The 15,464-nt window shown below is 59.0% G+C and carries 14 protein-coding genes and 1 other RNA gene; 7 read left to right on the top strand and 8 right to left on the bottom strand.

Annotation, left to right across the window (positions count from 1 at the left end; translation table 11 throughout):
- Position 1: 1 nt before the first annotated feature.
- From mraZ to ASC96_RS30100, 6 genes are all read right to left on the bottom strand, one after another.
- On the bottom strand, positions 2–442 hold the full coding sequence (gene mraZ / locus ASC96_RS30125) for a division/cell wall cluster transcriptional repressor MraZ (protein WP_060506736.1): 441 nt from the start codon (positions 440–442) through the stop codon (positions 2–4).
- Positions 443–865: 423 nt separating this feature from the next.
- Positions 866–1,262: RNase P RNA component class A (gene rnpB, locus ASC96_RS30120), an RNA gene on the bottom strand.
- A gap of 66 nt (positions 1,263–1,328) precedes the next feature.
- Positions 1,329–2,519 (bottom strand): FAD-binding oxidoreductase, encoded by a 1,191-nt coding sequence (locus ASC96_RS30115; RefSeq protein WP_060506735.1) that lies wholly within the window; start codon positions 2,517–2,519, stop codon positions 1,329–1,331.
- 107 nt (positions 2,520–2,626) lie between these two features.
- Positions 2,627–3,157 carry a lytic transglycosylase domain-containing protein gene (locus ASC96_RS30110; protein WP_060506734.1) on the bottom strand — a complete coding sequence of 177 codons (531 nt, stop codon included), beginning with the start codon at positions 3,155–3,157 and terminating at the stop codon, positions 2,627–2,629.
- A gap of 227 nt (positions 3,158–3,384) precedes the next feature.
- A complete protein-coding gene (locus ASC96_RS30105) occupies positions 3,385–4,149 on the bottom strand; it encodes an N-acetylmuramoyl-L-alanine amidase (protein WP_060506733.1) in 765 nt (254 codons plus the stop codon).
- Entirely contained in the window at positions 4,146–4,853 is a 708-nt protein-coding gene (locus tag ASC96_RS30100) for a DnaJ family molecular chaperone (RefSeq protein WP_060506732.1), read from the bottom strand. The genes ASC96_RS30105 and ASC96_RS30100 overlap by 4 nt, the downstream gene beginning before the upstream one ends.
- A gap of 315 nt (positions 4,854–5,168) precedes the next feature.
- On the opposite strand from ASC96_RS30100, the gene ASC96_RS30095 reads away from it, so the two are divergent.
- The 4 genes from ASC96_RS30095 (at position 5,169) to ASC96_RS30080 (ending at position 9,152) form a co-directional block, all read left to right on the top strand.
- Positions 5,169–6,044 (top strand): DMT family transporter, encoded by an 876-nt coding sequence (locus tag ASC96_RS30095; RefSeq protein WP_060506731.1) that lies wholly within the window; start codon positions 5,169–5,171, stop codon positions 6,042–6,044.
- 99 nt (positions 6,045–6,143) lie between these two features.
- A complete protein-coding gene (locus ASC96_RS30090) occupies positions 6,144–7,358 on the top strand; it encodes a pyrophosphate--fructose-6-phosphate 1-phosphotransferase (protein ID WP_060506730.1) in 1,215 nt (404 codons plus the stop codon).
- A gap of 84 nt (positions 7,359–7,442) precedes the next feature.
- Positions 7,443–8,078, top strand: a complete 636-nt coding sequence (locus tag ASC96_RS30085) for a LysE family translocator (protein WP_060506729.1) — start codon at positions 7,443–7,445, stop codon at positions 8,076–8,078.
- 117 nt (positions 8,079–8,195) lie between these two features.
- Positions 8,196–9,152 carry a lytic transglycosylase domain-containing protein gene (locus ASC96_RS30080; RefSeq protein ID WP_060506728.1) on the top strand — a complete coding sequence of 319 codons (957 nt, stop codon included), beginning with the start codon at positions 8,196–8,198 and terminating at the stop codon, positions 9,150–9,152.
- Positions 9,153–9,211: 59 nt separating this feature from the next.
- On the opposite strand, the gene ASC96_RS30075 is transcribed toward ASC96_RS30080, so the two are convergent.
- Positions 9,212–10,564: a serine hydrolase gene (locus ASC96_RS30075; protein WP_060506727.1), complete on the bottom strand. Its 1,353-nt coding sequence runs from the start codon at positions 10,562–10,564 to the stop codon at positions 9,212–9,214.
- 119 nt (positions 10,565–10,683) lie between these two features.
- Positions 10,684–12,123, bottom strand: coding sequence for a bifunctional diguanylate cyclase/phosphodiesterase (locus ASC96_RS30070; protein ID WP_060511778.1), 1,440 nt, complete (start codon positions 12,121–12,123; stop codon positions 10,684–10,686).
- 295 nt (positions 12,124–12,418) lie between these two features.
- Here ASC96_RS30070 and ASC96_RS30065 point away from each other — a divergent pair, with 295 nt between their 5' ends.
- The 3 genes from ASC96_RS30065 (at position 12,419) to ASC96_RS30055 (ending at position 15,367) form a co-directional block, all read left to right on the top strand.
- Positions 12,419–13,669 (top strand): DUF3419 family protein, encoded by a 1,251-nt coding sequence (locus tag ASC96_RS30065; protein ID WP_060506725.1) that lies wholly within the window; start codon positions 12,419–12,421, stop codon positions 13,667–13,669.
- The gene (locus ASC96_RS30060) at positions 13,666–14,343 is read left to right on the top strand and encodes a class I SAM-dependent methyltransferase (RefSeq protein ID WP_060506724.1); all 678 of its coding nucleotides are present in this window, start codon (positions 13,666–13,668) and stop codon (positions 14,341–14,343) included. The genes ASC96_RS30065 and ASC96_RS30060 overlap by 4 nt, the downstream gene beginning before the upstream one ends.
- A 208-nt stretch (positions 14,344–14,551) precedes the next feature.
- Complete coding sequence (locus tag ASC96_RS30055) at positions 14,552–15,367, top strand: GH25 family lysozyme (RefSeq protein WP_060506723.1); 816 nt, start codon at positions 14,552–14,554, stop codon at positions 15,365–15,367.
- Positions 15,368–15,464 lie beyond the last annotated feature (97 nt).

Here is a 15,464-nt window from a genome sequence, read left to right as displayed (position 1 = left end):
TCTAGCCCGAGCGCAGACCTCGCAATCTGTGCTCTTCCCTTGCCGCTGCCTGCGCTTCCGCAAACACGTGCGGCGCCCACAACTGAAAATGATCCGCCCGCCCCACGAAAGTGACTTCCGTGTCGATACCCGTGAAATCGCGGATGAAATCCGTGACCATCAACCGGCCTTCCTGGTCGAGCTTCATGAAGACCCCGCCCCCATGAACCAGGAGCGACATCTGATTGGCCCGTGGCGAGAACGGATCCTCGCCACTGATTTGCCTTTCGAAGCGATCCAGCAATTCGGGACCGCCGGCGCTGATAGCCGGAAAGACGAAATCCTGAAAGCAGTAAAGCTCCCGAATATCGAGCGCCGACAAGACAGAACGAAACATCGAAGGAACGGAAACCCGCCCCTTGGAATCGATCCTGTTTGTCGCATGCGAAAGGAAGCGGTTCATGACACGGTACAGCCGTTCCCGGTGGACATGCCAGCCCCAACAGCCCACACGCACCATCAAAAGGACACGCAGCACCCCACAGCCGGGCGACATGCCCGATCGAAAACCCCTTACGGAGCAACTCCGAAACTTGCGGTGAGTAGGCTTGAATCAGCCCGTGTGCAGTGCATGACTGGGATAACATGGGACCATATGGGCGTCAATGGGATTTGCTCTATTTCAGCACGCGTCGTCAGCAAATATTGATAGTCTGTTAAGTTTAACAAATGGTTACAAACGCACAGTCAAGACTTTGGATTCCCCGGCGAATCATGCCGCATGGATTTCGTGTATTATATTTTAGTAATCTAAAATTTAAATACATATTCAAACAGATACGAGATTTCGAAGATCGCCACCTGTGAAGTTGAAAAAGAAGGGAAATTTGCCAGTTGGCCTGTAAGCCGGGTTCTGTATGGCTCCGGCCCGAAAGCCGGAACGTGGCAGCCATTCATCTGGGACAACGCTTGCGCGCTGCCTCCTGCAACCCACCCGGATGACTGGCCCGGAAAAGGCCGGAACGCTTGCGCGAACCACGTCATCCCTATTCGGTTTTGCTCCCGGTGGGGTTTGCCTTGCCACTCATGTTGCCATGCGTGCGGTGGGCTCTTACCCCACCCTTTCACCCTTACCTGCCGAGGCAGGCGGTATTCTCTCTGTGGCACTTTCCCTGGGGTCGCCCCCGCCGGACGTTATCCGGCACCGTTTTTCCGTGGAGCCCGGACTTTCCTCCCCCCGCAACCTTTCGGTCATAGCGGAGCGCGGCTGCCCGGCCAACTGGCCCGCGGTCCATAGCCGAGGTGTCCGGCAATTGCCAGTGACAAAAGTAAAAAGGTATGCGGGCACTCTATCTGAAGCAGACGGCAAAATCCGTATCGTATTCGGGCGCATCGAGCACACCGTTCAAAAGCAGCGACGCGCCGAGCCGGCCGATCTCGTCCGAACTTTTTGCCGCCGCGCCATTGCCACCAGTCAAAACAGCAACGCGATCCGTATCGGCAAAGCCGATATAGGGATAACCGTGGCGGGTGAAGGTGGTCACGCAAGGGCTCCAGCGGAGCGAAGCAGGCACAAAGGACGGCATGGCGCGGGATAACAAGCCCGCCATATGGTCGGCAGCGGATCGATTGGCCTCTCCCCGGAACCAGGCGCGAACCTCCGGCTCCGATGCAATATTGACGTCGCTCGGATCGCCACCAATCTTGATATAAAACTTACCACCTGGATAACGGATCGGCGGCAAGAGATAATAGCTCTCGTCTTGCTGAAGCGCAGACCCAATCAGCGACGGCATTCCGGCAAATCGAGGGAGATCAGCCTCCGCCACCTCGGCAAACAGCACGGTGCGCGCCTTGACGGTGAGATCCAGAGGCCGGGCAAGTAATTTCGCGGATATCGAAAATCCGCCAGCAGCGATAACGGCGCGGCCGCCCTTCAAAATCGCTCCGTCAACCGTACGAACATTCACACTGCTTCCGACACGCGCGACTGCAGAGACCTCTGACGAAACAACCGTAACCCCGGCCTTTTGAGCGAGAATGACTTGGGCCTTGACCAAGGCGCGCGGATCGATATGGCCCGCGTTGCGCGGTTCGAAGACGCCGCCATAGCCCGGCGGAAACCGGAACCAGGGAAACTGCCCAGCCAGTTCCTGCTCATCGACAAACGGTGCCTCGACGCCAAGACGGTTGCGGGCGGCGATGACGTGGTCGAGCGTTGTTTCCTCACCACCCGGCAAAGGTGCGGCGATCAGGCAGCCCGCTTCGCTGTAGAAGCCGACACCACTGCCCGTTTCGATATCGGCGTAGCGCTCAATGGATCGCTGCGCCAGAAGCGCCCAGACAGGATCGGGATCGATCGTGCGGGTGATGCGGCCATTGTCGTAATGACTGCTGAAAACACCATCGTGGCTCGCCCAATTTTCCGGCTCGTCCGGCCCGATCAGCGCGATCTTTGCGCCGCTCTTTGCCAGATGGCGGGCTGCCGCCGCCCCCATCATGCCTTTGCCAACAATGATGAAATCGAATGTGCCTGCCATGATGCGCCCTCGGGAAACGATCCCTCGGCAATATCATGGCACCAGCCAGCTGGCATCTGCGAACTTGAAAATACGGCGCCGGATTTTCGGTCCGGCATCCTCTGGCATCAATCGATGATCGCCTGAACCTTGCCGCAATAACGGCGCGATACCGGGTTCATCTTCTTGGCGCCGTGCCCGGCATTGTAGCGCAGGATCGTGCCGCAGGTGAAACCGCCGGACAATTCATGTGCCATGGCGAGATATTTCATACCGAATTTGATGTTGGTTTCGGGATCGAACAGGCCCTGTTTCCCCCCGGAATACCCCATCATGCGCGCTGTTGCGGGCTTGATCTGCATCAGCCCGACTTCGCCGGCGCTGCCGCGTGCCTTGGGATTGAAATTGCTTTCGACCTTGATCACCGCATGGGCGAGATCGACCGGGACGCCATACTGCTTGGCATAGGTCTTGATCAGGCCGCTGTAGACGGAAGATTTGAGGGAATCCGTGCCCGGTGAGGGATAACCGGTCGTTCTGTTTACTGGCTTGATGGAGGATGTGATGGTCTTGTCGGTGCCCCCGGCATACGACGTTTCAACCCCAGAAAACAGCATGCAGAAGCATGCCGCCGCCGCAGCAAGATACGATAGTCTCATTTAGCTTGAAGTCTCCACTTTCGGGCGCCACGGCCTCTTGGGCGCACCCCGCCCTGCCGTCTCACATCCCGATTTTCGTCATCAACAGGAATGGCTGGAGGCCTGAATTCCCTGCGGTTTGGTATGGCCGCAAAAGACCCCGGCATCGTGGTGATGATGTGGCAGTGCACAAAATTAATCGGAAAGCAGCCGGAAACGGCCTTCGGAATGACCGGCAGGGCAACGGTTCAGCGGCTGAAATCCGGCAGGGTCGAGAGCAGCCTGTGCAGCGTGTCCAGCGTCGAAATATCGGCGATGCCATCGACCTGCGCTGGACGGAAATGCCGCTGGAACGCGGCCACCGCACCTTCGGTTTTCTCGCAGAAAACGCCTGTCACTTCAATTCCGTAGCCATAGAGCGACAGCATAGTCTGCACAGCCTCGACAGGCTGGCCCTGATCGCCACGCTGGAAAAATCGACCGCCACCGATCGGGGCCGGTGGAACCCAATGCCCGACGCCGCCGGTATGCAGCCGTTCCCAAGGAAATTTTTCTCCTGGATCAACCTTGCGAATAGGGGCGATATCGCTGTGAGCCAGCACCCTTTCCGGGGTTATCGACCACCGCTCGCCGCAATTTCGACACAGTTCAACGACCGCATCAATCTGTATGGAGGGGAAATCCGGCAGCCCGCCGGGATGGCCGGCATTGGCGATTTCGATGCCGATCGAGCGCGAGTTGATGTCGGTCTCGCCCTTCCAGCTGCTCTTGCCCGCATGCCAGGCGCGGCGATCCTCTGCAACCAGCTGATCGACACGGCCATCCTCATGGACGAAATAGTGACTGGAAACCTGGCTTTCGTCGCGGCAGAGCCAATCGAGGGCTGCAGCCGCCGTCTCCATGCCGGTATAATGCAGGATGATCATGTCGGGCTTCAGCCCGCCTGCCCTTTCGCCATGATTGGGCGATGGCACGAAACGTGCTGTGGGGTAGTCACAGGCGAAGTCCGTCATGCGGCGCGGCGTTCTTTCTCGATCGCCTCATAGGCGGCATTGAGTTCAGCCATGCGATCATTGGCGATCGCCTGCAGTTCTTGCGGCACGCCCCGGGCAACCAGAACGTCCGGATGGTTTTCCGACACCAGCACACGGTAGCGCTTGCGGATGATCGCAAAATCGTCCTTCGGCGAGACGCCAAGGATTTTGTACGGATCGGCGCCGGCGCTATGAATGTGGCGGGCCATAATCTCCTGAAAGCGCTCTTCCTTCATGTGGAAGATCTCGGCAACGCGCGTGAGAAAGTTCAATTCCTTCTCATGAACGGCACCGTCGGACTTGGCGATATGGAAGAGCCCGTCGATGATGTCTTCCAGCACGGGGCAATTTTGATCGCAGGACACGCAAAGCGAAGCGAGCTTTTCGGCATAGGCCTCGTAGCCGGCGACGTCCTGACGGGCCAGATTGTAGAGCCGGGCGACATTCTGTGCCTGGTCGTCGGGAAACTTGAAGATATCGCGGAATGCCGACACTTCGGCCTCGGTGACGATACCGTCGGCCTTTGCCATCTTGGCGGACAGCGCGATCATGGCAACGGAAAACGCCACCTTTCGGCGCGTTTCCGGATCGCCTTCAAACAGCGTCCGCACAGCTTCAATCACACCGGCGAGCGCATTGCCCGTCGCGGTGACGATGCTGAGGATGCTATCCCAGAATGACATAGGCACGTTCTTTCCCATAGTTGGCTGATCCACGTATTTGAAGTGGAAATGGCACGGGCAGTGCGTCCATGCGCAAATGCAAGGCGGCTCGCACGGCTGTGCCGCCACGACAATCATGCAGCTCACCAACCAGCATGACCAGATGTTGGCGCGGATTGCAAGGCGCCAGAGCCGCGGATCAGACTGAAATGACGAATTTGTGATGGCACCTCACTATTATAGCATTCGTTGTCGTGATCGTCCAATCATGCAAATGAATTTGGCTTCGAACCAGGCAAGGTGCGACCGGACAACCCACGTTCCGTTGGAGTTCCGATGCGTATTTCCACCCACCCGCAGGCCATGGGCATGGCACTTGGCCTGATCGGCGTCATCATCTTCGGCGTCACCCTGCCGATGACCCACATCGCACTTGGCGGCTTTTCCCCCTTCTTCATCACCTTCGGCCGCGCCGTCATTGCCTCGATCGCTGCCGGACTAACATTGCTCGTGATGCGCAGGCGATGGCCAAAAGGACAGGGCACAATTCTGCTCGGCGCTGGCATCTGCGTAGTCTACGGTTTCCCCATTTTCTCCACCACAGCGATGCAGACCATTCCTGCCAGCCATGGCGGCGTCATCCTCGGAATCCTGCCGCTCTTGACCTCGATCTTCGCCTCCCTTGTCGATGGCGAGCGGCCGGGTGCGGCCTTCTGGGCCTATGGCCTTGCCGGTGCGGCACTGGTGGTGTTCTTCTCCATCCGCGAAAGTGGCTTTCACCTGCAGGCCGGCGACGCATGGCTCTTTCTCGCCGCCATCACCGCGTCGCTCGGCTATGTCTTGTCGGCCAAGGTCTCGCGGATCATCCCGGGATGGGAGGTGATTTCCTGGGCGCTGGTCATCACCGCACCGCTCTCCGTCGTTGCCACGCTGTTGGTGATGAAGGATGGAATTCAAGCTCCAACGGCTGCCGAACTCGGCGCCCTCTCCTATCTCGGCCTGATGTCGATGTTTGCCGGTTTCATCTTCTGGAATGCCGGGCTGGCGCTCGGCGGTATCGCGCGGGTGGCGCAGGTGCAACTGCTGCAAACATTCGTCACGCTCGCCGTCTCCGCCGTCCTGCTCGGTGAAGTGATCAGCCCCTCGACAATTGGCTTTGCCATTGCCGTTGCCCTGATCGTCTGGCTCGGACGAAAAGCGCGGATCGCCTGATCCGTCCACCGCCATACATGCAGCATGTCATTTAACTTCCATGGGAATTGCGCTAGAGAGACCCCGAACGATCTTGCCGCAATCCCCGAGGAGGACTCCATGGCCAAACAGAAAGTTGCAATGCTGACCGCAGGCGGGCTCGCGCCATGCCTATCCTCTGCCGTGGGCGGCCTGATCGAGCGCTATACCGACATTGCGCCCGATATCGAATTGGTAGCCTATCGCTCCGGCTATCAGGGCCTGCTGCTGGCCGATCGCATCGAAATCACCCGGGATATGCGCGAAAAGGCGCATATCCTGCACCGTCACGGCGGTTCGCCGATCGGCAATAGCCGGGTGAAGCTGACCAACACGGCCGATTGCATCAAGCGGGGCCTGGTCAAGGAAGGCCAGAACCCGTTGCGCGTCGCAGCCGAACGGTTGGCCGACGACGGCATCACCATCCTTCACACAATCGGCGGCGACGACACCAACACGACGGCGGCCGACCTTGCCGCCTATCTCGGCGCCAACGGCTACAACCTCACCGTCGTCGGCCTGCCGAAGACCGTCGATAACGACGTCGTGCCGATCCGCCAGTCGCTCGGCGCCTGGACTGCCGCCGAATACGGCGCAAAGTTCTTCGACAATGTCAGCAACGAACAAAGTGCCGCACCGCGCACGCTCGTCGTCCACGAAGTCATGGGCCGCCACTGCGGCTGGCTGACAGCAGCGACCGCCCGTTCCTATATCCAGCATATCGACGACCGGGAATTCGTCGATGGTTTCATGATGAACCGTCAGATGAAAAATATCGACGGCCTCTATCTGCCCGAGACCGCTTTCAATCTGGAAACCGAAGCCGAACGGCTGCGCGCCATCATGGACAAGACAGGTTTCGTCACCCTGTTCGTCTCGGAAGGCGCCTGCCTCGATGCCGTCGTTGCAGAGCGCGAAGCAGCCGGTGAAGCCGTCAAGCGCGACGCCTTCGGTCACGTGAAAATCGACACGATCAATGTCGGCGGCTGGTTCTCCAAGCAGTTCGCAGCCCTCCTCGGCGCCGAACGGTCGATGGTGCAGAAGTCCGGCTACTATGCCCGCTCCGCACCGGCGAATGCCGACGACCTGCGCCTCATCCAGGGCATGGTCGATCTTGCCGTCGAAAGCGCCCTGAACAAGGTCTCCGGCGTCACCGGCCATGACGAAGATCAAGGCGGCAAGCTGCGGACAATCGAATTCCCGCGCATTCGTGGCGGCAAGCATTTCGACACCTCGGTCAAATGGTTCGGAGAGGTCATGGATGTGATCGGCCAGAAATGGTCGCCGGCAAACTGATATCCGGCTTATAAACGCCTATTGACGGCTCCGTTTGCGCATGGCTTCCTCGATCGAACGCCAAGTCCAAACGGAGCCGTTTTCATGTCGATCGAACACTGGCTGGCCTTTGTCGCCGCCTCCTCCATTCTTCTCGCCATTCCCGGTCCGACCATTCTTCTGGTCATCTCCTATGCGCTCGGGCATGGGCGAAAGGTCGCAAGCGCGACGGTCGCCGGCGTGGCGCTGGGCGACTTCACCGCAATGACGGCCTCGATGCTTGGGCTCGGCGCACTGCTGGCCACATCTGCAACAATTTTCACCGTCCTGAAATGGGTTGGCGCCGCCTACCTGATCTGGCTCGGAATCAAGCTCTGGCGTGCGCCGATCGCAACCGAGGCTGCCGATGGCACCCTGTCGGTACCCGCAGAAAAGCCGCTGCGGATATTCCTGCACACTTATGTGGTCACCGCCCTTAATCCGAAAAGCATTGTGTTCTTCGTCGCTTTCCTGCCGCAGTTTCTCGATCTCAGCCGCCCGCTGTTCAACCAGATGCTGATCTTTGAAACCACATTTCTGGTGCTCGCAACGCTCAACGCCACGCTCTATGCACTGATGGCATCGGCTGCGCGCCAGACGATTCGAAAGCCCAAAGTTCAGGCCATCGTCAACCGCACGGGCGGGTCGCTTTTGATCGGCGCGGGCCTTCTAACAGCGGGCTTGCGGCGCGCCGGCGCCTGAAAAGACGTCCCGCGCTTGCGGTTCAGCGTCTCATAGGTTAATGACATCCGGCGCATGGTGGCCTCTGGCTGCTGATTTGCATAGGGCCCTGTGGCCTGACAGCACGAAAGTGACAGCATGGCGAATTTCCGTTTTTCCGTTTCAAAACCGGCTGTTACGGCCTGTGCCCTGATCTCGGCCTCGCTTGTCAGCGGTTGCTCGAGCATCGAGCGGACACCGATGGAACAGCTGATGGCGGTGCAGACGGTCACGCCGCTGCCCAAGCCCGGAACGGAAATGACGGCTTACGCTCTGCCGGCACCGGATGGCGTCGCTGCAACGACCGCAGCACTGGCAGCCGAAACAGCCATGATGAAGCCCGGTGAGACGGCAGCGACCCAGGTTGCCGCGACCAACCAGACTGAAACACCTGCAGTGGCCGCCAATGCACTGGTGGCTCCCCAGACATCTGCAGCCGCTCAGGCGGCAACAGCAGCCGTCCTGCCGGACACGGCCAACACCATGGTTTCGGCGAAGTCCGATCGCATGCCCCAGATTCCAGAGGGCATGATGATGGCGGCGATGGAATCGGATTTCGATACTGGCGAGCCGGTCGGTCTGGAAACCTTGGTCGCCAAGCGCATGATCGTCCCGATGGCCAAGCCATCGATCGGCGCCAGCGCCTATGCGATGGCAAAGTCGATACCGGCGTCCTTGGGCATCACGGAAAAGCCGACAAGTTCGCGCCCGGAACTCGACCGCCTGATCGCCTATTACGCCAAGCTCAACAATATTCCGGAAGAATTGGTCCACCGCGTCGTCAAGCGCGAGAGCACCTACAATCCGCGCGCTTACCATGCCGGCAATTACGGCCTGATGCAGATCCGTTACAACACGGCCAAGGGGCTTGGCTACGAAGGCCCCGCCGAAGGCCTGTTCGATGCCGAAACCAACCTGAAATATGCGACGAAATATCTGGCCGGTGCCTGGATGGTGGCCGACAACCAGAACGACGGCGCCGTCAAGCTCTATGCCAGCGGCTACTATTACCACGCCAAGCGCAAGGGCCTGCTTGAAACGCTTGGCATGAAGTAAGGCCGGGCCGGCCTCTCCTTATCATGTTTCAACTTTAGTGATTTCAAGCTTGGAAGCGGTCAGTTGACCGCTTCTACTATTTTGGCCTGCAGCTGGCGCACATCATAGCCACTGCGCGACGGCGTCAGCCCCAGCCGGACGACCGCTAGGCCAAGCGACGGTACCAGCATCACGGTCTGACCGTCATGCCCCTGCAGCCAGTAGGCATCACCGGGCAAAGGCGGCCCGCCGTCACTTCCGAACTTTGTCCAGACCTGCCCTGCCCCGTAGCGTCCGCCCGATGCCTGGGTTGGCGTGCGCATGTAATTGACAAAGTCCTGCGGCAACAATTGTTCACCGTTCCAGCTGCCATTCTGCAGGAGGAAGAGGCCAAACCGAGCCCAGTCCCGCGCTGTCGCATACATATAGGACGAGCCGACAAAGGTGCCATGCGCATCCGGCTCCAGGACTGCGCTGTTCATCCCAAGCGGCCTGAACAGCGCAGCGCGCGGAAACGTCAGTGCCTCGCGCACGCTGCCGAAGGTGTCCATCCAAAGCCGCGACAGAATGGTCGATGTGCCACTGGAATAGCTGAAACGCTCGCCTGGCTTTGCCTCCAGCGGCTTGGCCGCCGAGAAATTGGCCATGTCGCCTTCCAGATAGAGCATGCGCGTGACGTCAGTCACATCGCCGTAATCCTCGTTGAACTGCAGACCGCTCTGCATGGCCATGAGATCGGCAAGCTTGATCTGGCTGCGCGGATCGTTACGCCATTGCGGCAGAAGTTCTGTCCGGTCGAGCGCCATCTGACCGTCGCGGATCCGCAAGCCGATCAGGGCAGCCGTCACCGACTTGGTCATCGACCAGCCGAGCAACGGCGTTGCACTGTTAAAACCCTCGCCGTAGTTTTCCGCAACGATCCTGCCATCCTTGACGACGACGATGGCGCGCATGCCAGGGCCTGCAAGCTGCGGATCGGTCAAAAGCGTCTGGACTGCCGGATTGACGGCGGTGCCGCTGCCATCCGGCCACGGCTTGGCATCATCCGATTGCGGCGCCCGGCGGCGAAGCTGCCGGTTTCCGGGGAAAGCTGCGAATTCGCCCTCGGTGACATTGGTGCAGCCAAGCCCCTCACGATAGATGGCCCGGCCCGGCGCCGCAAAACCGAACATGCGCGCTGTGACTGTTTTTCGCATGTTATCGACGGATATCCGCACCAGGCGCAGAAGCGGATGCCCAGGCGCTTGGACATCCTCGGCAAGAACCGTGTTTGCATCCCTGTCGGCAATGAAAACGTTGGAGCAGACGATCTTGGCTGCATAACCGTCACCGACCCGCAGCAAATCCGGCGGCATGATGACAAGCCAGCCCGCGGCAGCTGCCACTGCTGCCGATACCGAGCCTGCGAGCCAGAACCACCGTTTTCTCTTCATGCACATCGTCCCTGCTTCGCTGGTGTCAGAAGAACAGGATTCCACGCATTTAGGAAGGCTTTGTGGCAATCACTTTGATGCTAAACATGTTTCTTGAGCCTCGTCCGGGCAATCCGGCTCTAGCCGATTAACCGCGCCGCGAGCCTTTCCGGCTCCCGCTGAAGGATGGCAATCGCGCCCTCCGCCGACACCGGCCTTGAAATCAGAAAGCCCTGGGCTTCCGAAGCGCCAAGCGCCCGTACGAATTCCATCTGCCCCTCGGTTTCGATACCCTCTATCGTGGTCGACACCTGGAACGTGTTTCCAAGCTGTAGGATGATATCGACGATTTCGGCATCCCGCTGATTGCCAAGCATCGCCTGGGTGAACGAGCGATCGACTTTGAGCTGGTCGAGTGGAAAACGCCTGAGATTGTTGATCGACGAAAATCCGATGCCGAAATCGTCAAGCGCGATACGGACACCATAGGCACGGAGTTCAGTCAGGCTTTCGCGGATGATATCGGCATCGACATAGAAGATCGACTCGGTGACCTCGATGGTGAGCCTGCCTGGAGCAAGTCCGGCTTCATCAAGGCACGCTTTGACATGGGGAACGAAAGCGCGGTCCTTGAACTGGTCTCCTGCGACATTGACCGCGACGCCAGTTGGTGCAGGCCACCGCGCCGCTTCCAGGCAGGCGGTCCTCAAAACCCAGTTTCCGATTGGCAGGATCAGGCCGGTCTTTTCGGCAGCAGCGATGAAATGATCAGGCGGGATGATGCCTTTGTCCGGGTGGCGCCAGCGAATCAGTGCTTCGAAGGAGCGGATCGCGCGGCTCTCGATACCGACGATCGGCTGGTATTCCAGATAGAATTCGCCGGCCGCCAATGCGCGGGAAAGATCATACTCGATCTCGCCTTTGCGCGTTGCCTCCTCCGCCATTTCTGGCGCATAGACCATATGGCTGTTGCCGGCAATTTCCTTGGCCTTGTAGAGTGCCAGGTCGGCGCGCTTGAGAACCGCAGAAATTGACCGGTCTTCCGGCTCTATATAGGCGACGCCGATGCTCCCGCCCGTCCAGAACTGCGCGGACGAAAGCTGAAACGGCTCGATGAAAAGACCTTTGATGGTCATGCAGATATCGTCAAGCTTGCCTTGCGACGGAGAGCCGGCAACGACGATAACAAACTCATCTCCGCCCAGCCTATAAACCGCGGCGATGCCTGACATTGCTTGGATCAACCGCTGGCCAAGCGCGACAAGCAACGCATCGCCAGCATCGTGCCCCATGGAATCGTTTACGAATTTGAAGCGATCAAGATCGAGCATCAACAGAGCCGTGCGGCCTGGAGGCATCGATCCGGTGGTGAGCAGTTCGCGAAGATCGCGCTCCAGCGCGACGCGATTGGCGATACCCGTCAGCTGATCTGTGTGGACAACCCGCGAGAGGTTTTCTTCCGTCCTGCGGCGCAACTCGAGTTCTTCCAGCAGGCGGCTTTGCGCACGTCCCCTCTGGTAAAAGAACAGGCCGCAGACAAGCGGCATGACGATCAATGAAGCAACTGAAATTGCGAGCATTCCACTGCCCCAAACCCCGTGAACATCAGCGATCATAGCGTCATAGAAAATACAAACTGCCGGAAACAATGCTCCGATCACCGCGCCCATTGCAGCATACCGCTGCTCGGGCTTCGGTAGGAAAGCCTTTAACATCATGTTAGCGCCCCGAAAAACTCACTGTATCTAACATATACAAACTTAATCAATTCTTATGGGTAAAAAATCATACAAAACCAGCATCATTGCAGGCGTCATCAAAGTGTAGCGGACTCGTCTTAGAAGCTCCTCCAACGTCAACGGATGGCAGGCTGACATGACTGATCTCGCACCCGATGCAGGCTACGGCAAACGAAACCGCAAGCTGAAAACCGCCTTGCTTCAGCATAAGCCGCTGAGTTTGGAGGGCCTGTCGGAGCGTCTCTTCGGATTGCTGTTTTCCGGTCTCGTCTATCCGCAAATATGGGAGGATCCGGCCGTTGATATGGCCGCGATGCAACTACGGCCCGAGCATCATATCGTGACCATTGCTTCCGGCGGCTGCAATATGCTGGCTTATCTATCGGCAGCGCCCGAGCGCATTGATGTGGTCGACCTCAACCGGCATCACGTGGCTCTCAACCGTTTGAAGCTCGCCGCCTTCCGTCATCTGCCCACTCATGCGGATATTGTCCGGTTCCTTGCACGGCATGATCATGCCGCCAACGTCCAGGCCTACGACCTTTTCATCGAACCAAAGCTGGATGGCGAGACACGGAAATACTGGAGCGCCCGCGGCCTGACCGGCCAGCGCCGCATCAACGTTTTCGGCAAAAACATCTACCGTACAGGTCTGCTCGGCCGCTTCATCGGCCTGGGGCACCTGCTGGCGCGGCTGCATGGTGTCGATCCGAGCGAGCTTGCCAATACCCGTTCCATGCGCGAGCAGCGCCAGTTCTTCGATGAACGGCTGGCGCCCCTGTTCGACCGTCCGGTCATCCGCTGGATCACCAGCCGCAAAAGTTCACTGTTCGGTCTCGGCATCCCACCGCAGCAGTTCGACGAACTGGCCAGCCTTAGCGCGGAAAAGTCGCTGGCCGGCGTCCTGCGTCACCGGCTTGAAAAGCTTTCATGCCATTTCCCGCTGAAGGAAAATTACTTTGCCTGGCAGGCCTTTGCCCGCCGCTATCCGCTGCCGCACGAGGGCGACCTGCCAGACTATCTGCAGGCCAGCCGCCACGAAACGATCCGCAACAATGCCGAGCGTGTCCATGTGCATCACGCCAGCTTCACCGAACTGCTGGCCAAGAAGGCTGCCGGTTCCGTCGACCGTTATGTCCTGCTCGATGCGCAGGATTGGATGAACGACCGTCAGCTCAACGATTTGTGGACCGAAATCACCCGCACATCCGCAGAGGGCGCCATGGTCATCTTCCGCACCGCTGCCGAAGCCAGCATTCTGGAAGGCCGCGTCTCCGAAAACGTGCTTGGCCAGTGGCATTATGATCGTGAGCAGTCGCAGGCGCTCAACCTGAAGGACCGCTCGGCCATCTACGGAGGCTTCCACATTTACAGGAAAGTGGCATGACGGCGGTCAGCACCGAAACAGGCACCAGCCATGCCGACCGCATGGACCGGATGTATCGCACCCAGCGGCATTTCTACGATCTCACCCGCAAATACTATCTGTTCGGGCGTGATACGCTGATCAACGAGCTGAATGTTCCAGCCGGTGGCAGCGTGCTTGAAGTCGGCTGTGGTACCGGCCGCAATCTGGCGCTGATTGGCCAGCGCTTTCCGCATGCGCGGCTGTTCGGGTTTGACATCTCAGCGGAAATGCTCGTCTCCGCCGAGGCAAAACTCGGCAAACCCGGCCAGCCCAGAACAATCCTGCGCGTTACCGACGCCACCGATTTCCAGGCGTCCGAGTTCGGCGAAACCGGGTTCGACCGGATCGTCGTCTCCTATGCCCTGTCGATGATCCCGGATTGGGAAAAGGCAATCGGCACGGCCATCGCGGCACTGAATCCTGGCGGATCGTTGCATATTGCCGATTTCGGCCAGCAGGAACGCCTGCCCCGCATGTTCCGGCGTGTCCTCCAAACATGGCTGCAGCAGTTCCACGTCACGCCGCGCAAGACGATGGAAAGCGTGCTCAGGCTCATAGCCAGCGACGTCGGCGGCACCGTGGAATTCCGCCCCATTGGACGCGGCTACGCCTGGCTGTTCATCTACCGGCGCCCGGCAAAGCAAGGCAGCTAGCTCCGCGACATCATGGTGTTTCGCGGTAAATCAGCCCAAAATGCATGCTTCTGGCGCTCCGCTGCGCCACCTTCGCAATTGCCGCTTGAAACTAACTCAATTTTTACGATGATATGGTGAAAATGAGGCTCACGCCTCCTGGGGGATTCACATCAGCGGATATCATCGCGTGAGGCAGCAACGTCGATCGTTTCAGAACGGAAACCTCATGCGCCGGCTCCTCCTGGCTCTCCTGCCTATTGTCTCGCTTCTTTCCGCCTGCACGATGACCGATTACGATCTCGTCTCCACGGCATCGATCCCGCCAAAGTTTCAGGACAAGGATCCGCAGAATTTTGGCGCGCGCACGCCGCAGCATCACAATATCCACGGCATCGACGTGTCGAAATGGCAGGGTGATATCGATTGGGCCAAGGTAAAAGGCTCCGGCGTTTCCTTCGCCTTCATCAAGGCGACCGAAGGCAAGGACCGGATCGATGCCAAGTTCGGCGAATACTGGCAGCAGGCCCGCGCCGCCGGCTTGCCCTACGCGCCCTATCATTTCTATTATTTCTGCTCGACAGCCGACCAGCAGGCCGACTGGTTCATCGCCAACGTGCCGAAAAGTGCGGTCTACCTGCCGCCGGTTCTCGACGTCGAATGGAACGGTGAATCCAAGACCTGCACGTATCGTCCGTCGCCGCTGACCGTACAGACGGAGATGAAACGCTTCATGGACCGGCTGGAAGCCTATTACGGCAAGCGCCCGATCATCTATACCTCGGTCGACTTCCACCGCGACAATCTCGTCGGCCAGTTCAAGGACTATCATTTCTGGGTTCGCTCCGTCGCAGCACACCCGACGGAAATCTATCCCGAGCGCCGCTGGGCCTTCTGGCAATACACCAGCACGGGGGTCATCCCCGGCATCCAGGGCAATGCCGACATCAACGTCTTTGCGGGTTCACAGAAGAACTGGAAAAGCTGGGTTGCGGCCGTTTCAAAACCGCGCGCACCCGCAGAAATCCAAACGGCGCAAAACTGATACAGACGCGGCGGCATTTCTTCTTTCCGCCTCATTGCCGTGTGACAGCCGCTGCCATATTTTCAGCGAAACAAGAGCAGCCCGTTTTTACGCTGCT

The sequence above is a fragment of the Rhizobium sp. Root1204 genome (genome assembly GCF_001424965.1).
Classification (GTDB): Bacteria; Pseudomonadota; Alphaproteobacteria; order Rhizobiales; family Rhizobiaceae; genus Pararhizobium.
This window is presented reverse-complemented; position numbering and strand designations above follow the sequence as displayed.

What these genes read in the sequence shown, in the direction of transcription:
- ASC96_RS30085 (WP_060506729.1), top strand. Translation starts at nt 7,443, where the DNA reads ATGTCGATCGAACACTGGCTGGCCTTTGTCGCCGCCTCCTCCATTCTT.
- ASC96_RS30075 (WP_060506727.1), bottom strand. Translation starts at nt 10,564, where the DNA reads ATGAAGAGAAAACGGTGGTTCTGGCTCGCAGGCTCGGTATCGGCAGCA.
- ASC96_RS30070 (WP_060511778.1), bottom strand. Translation starts at nt 12,123, where the DNA reads ATGCTCGCAATTTCAGTTGCTTCATTGATCGTCATGCCGCTTGTCTGC.
- ASC96_RS30100 (WP_060506732.1), bottom strand. Translation starts at nt 4,853, where the DNA reads ATGTCATTCTGGGATAGCATCCTCAGCATCGTCACCGCGACGGGCAAT.
- ASC96_RS30060 (WP_060506724.1), top strand. Translation starts at nt 13,666, where the DNA reads ATGACGGCGGTCAGCACCGAAACAGGCACCAGCCATGCCGACCGCATG.
- mraZ (WP_060506736.1), bottom strand. Translation starts at nt 442, where the DNA reads ATGAACCGCTTCCTTTCGCATGCGACAAACAGGATCGATTCCAAGGGG.
- ASC96_RS30055 (WP_060506723.1), top strand. Translation starts at nt 14,552, where the DNA reads ATGCGCCGGCTCCTCCTGGCTCTCCTGCCTATTGTCTCGCTTCTTTCC.
- ASC96_RS30115 (WP_060506735.1), bottom strand. Translation starts at nt 2,519, where the DNA reads ATGGCAGGCACATTCGATTTCATCATTGTTGGCAAAGGCATGATGGGG.
- ASC96_RS30080 (WP_060506728.1), top strand. Translation starts at nt 8,196, where the DNA reads ATGGCGAATTTCCGTTTTTCCGTTTCAAAACCGGCTGTTACGGCCTGT.
- ASC96_RS30105 (WP_060506733.1), bottom strand. Translation starts at nt 4,149, where the DNA reads ATGACGGACTTCGCCTGTGACTACCCCACAGCACGTTTCGTGCCATCG.
- ASC96_RS30065 (WP_060506725.1), top strand. Translation starts at nt 12,419, where the DNA reads ATGACTGATCTCGCACCCGATGCAGGCTACGGCAAACGAAACCGCAAG.
- ASC96_RS30090 (WP_060506730.1), top strand. Translation starts at nt 6,144, where the DNA reads ATGGCCAAACAGAAAGTTGCAATGCTGACCGCAGGCGGGCTCGCGCCA.
- ASC96_RS30110 (WP_060506734.1), bottom strand. Translation starts at nt 3,157, where the DNA reads ATGAGACTATCGTATCTTGCTGCGGCGGCGGCATGCTTCTGCATGCTG.
- ASC96_RS30095 (WP_060506731.1), top strand. Translation starts at nt 5,169, where the DNA reads ATGCGTATTTCCACCCACCCGCAGGCCATGGGCATGGCACTTGGCCTG.